Genomic DNA, 1,607 nt, shown 5'->3' on the forward strand with positions numbered 1-1,607 from the left:
GGCTGGGATGGAACGTGGTCACACAAGGCGGGCGAGAAACCGATGAATTCGACGGTCTGAAACCCACATACATCCTCGCAATATCGTCGGCCTCCACCGTTGTTGGCTGCGCAAGGCTCCTGCCTGCGACCGGACCGACCATGATCGAGGCGCTGTTTCCTGATCTGGTGCAGTCTGGCATGTTCAAGCCGCATCCTGCGATGATTGAGAGCTCGCGCTTCTGCGTCGACACCTCGCTCGACGAGGGGAGGGCAGGGGGCTCGCTCCACGATGCGACACTCACCATGTTCGCCGCCATCATCGAATGGTCGATGGTCAACGGATATCGCCAGATCGTGACCGGGACGGACCTTCGCATCGAGCGCATCCTCAATAGAGCCAGTTGGCCGATGAGCCGGATCGGGGAGCCGCGGAAGATCGGCGAAACGACTGCCATCGCCGGGATGCTGCCGGCAGACCGCGCGAGCTTCGAGCGCGTGCGCCCGCCGTCATACCGCTCCGTCCTCTGCCCGAAGCTGCGTGCCGCCTGAGCGAGGATGGCCATGACCCAGCTTCGCTCCCATCCGCGACTGATCCGCAAGCTGCAGGAAGCGCTCGGCGACCAGCTCTGCGTCGCCCTCGATGACGCGACCGTCGTCGAGATCATGCTCAATCCGGATGGCCGGCTTTTCATCGAGCGGCTGGGCCACGGCGTCGCACCGGCCGGAGAGATGACCGCCGCAACCGCCGAGGTCGTCATCGGCAGCGTGGCGCATGCGCTCCATTCGGAGGCAGACGATGATCGGCCGATCGTCTCGGGCGAGTTGCCCATCGGCGGGCACAGATTCGAGGGCCTCCTGCCTCCGGTGGTCGCGGCGCCGACCTTCACCATCCGGCGGCGCGCGTCGCGGCTCATTCCGCTCAAGGACTATGTAAAGACCAAGGTGATGACGACGCGCCAGGCGGATATCATCCGCAACGCGATTGCCTCACGGCTCAACATCGTCATTTCCGGGGGCACAGGTTCCGGCAAGACCACGCTCGCCAACGCTGTGATTGCCGAGATCGTCGAGACGGCTCCGGAGGATCGCATCGTGATCCTCGAGGATACGGCCGAGATCCAGTGCGCGGCAGAGAACGCTGTCGCGCTGCACACGAGCGATACGATCGACATGGCGCGGCTCCTGAAGAGCACGATGCGGCTGCGTCCGGATCGGATCATAGTCGGCGAGGTTCGCGATGGGGCCGCGCTGACGTTGCTGAAGGCCTGGAACACCGGCCATCCGGGCGGCGTGACCACGATCCATTCCAATAGCGCCATGTCGGCGCTGCGCCGCCTCGAGCAGCTCACCGCCGAGGAGAGCCAGCAACCCGACTGCAAGGACGGTTCCGGGTTTACGCAGCATAGCTGTCCTCGTCGATCTGGGGGTAGGATTCAGTTTTGTATCGGCCGCCCTCGAACCGCTCGACGTGGACCACGTCGCGCACGCGCCGTCCGCGGCCCGTGCGCTCGATCGAGACGACCAGATCGACGGCTTCGGCGATGACCTCCTGCATCGGCTGCTGGCTCGCCTCGGCGGTGAGCTGCTCGAGGCGGCGCAGCGCCGACATGGCGCTATTGGAATGGC

2 protein-coding genes are annotated in these 1,607 nt (G+C 65.1%); both read left to right on the forward strand.

Annotation, left to right across the window (positions count from 1 at the left end):
- The coding region (locus tag EOA85_RS34860; RefSeq protein WP_127212699.1) for an acyl-homoserine-lactone synthase at positions 1-530 on the forward strand (530 nt) is incomplete at its 5' end.
- A 12-nt stretch (positions 531-542) separates the two neighbouring features.
- Positions 543-1,526, forward strand: a complete 984-nt coding sequence (gene trbB / locus EOA85_RS34865; protein ID WP_348627961.1) for a P-type conjugative transfer ATPase TrbB — start codon at positions 543-545, stop codon at positions 1,524-1,526.
- Positions 1,527-1,607: the final 81 nt, after the last annotated feature.

This window comes from Mesorhizobium sp. M5C.F.Ca.IN.020.29.1.1 (assembly GCF_003997375.1).
Classification (GTDB): domain Bacteria; phylum Pseudomonadota; class Alphaproteobacteria; order Rhizobiales; family Rhizobiaceae; genus Mesorhizobium; species Mesorhizobium wenxiniae.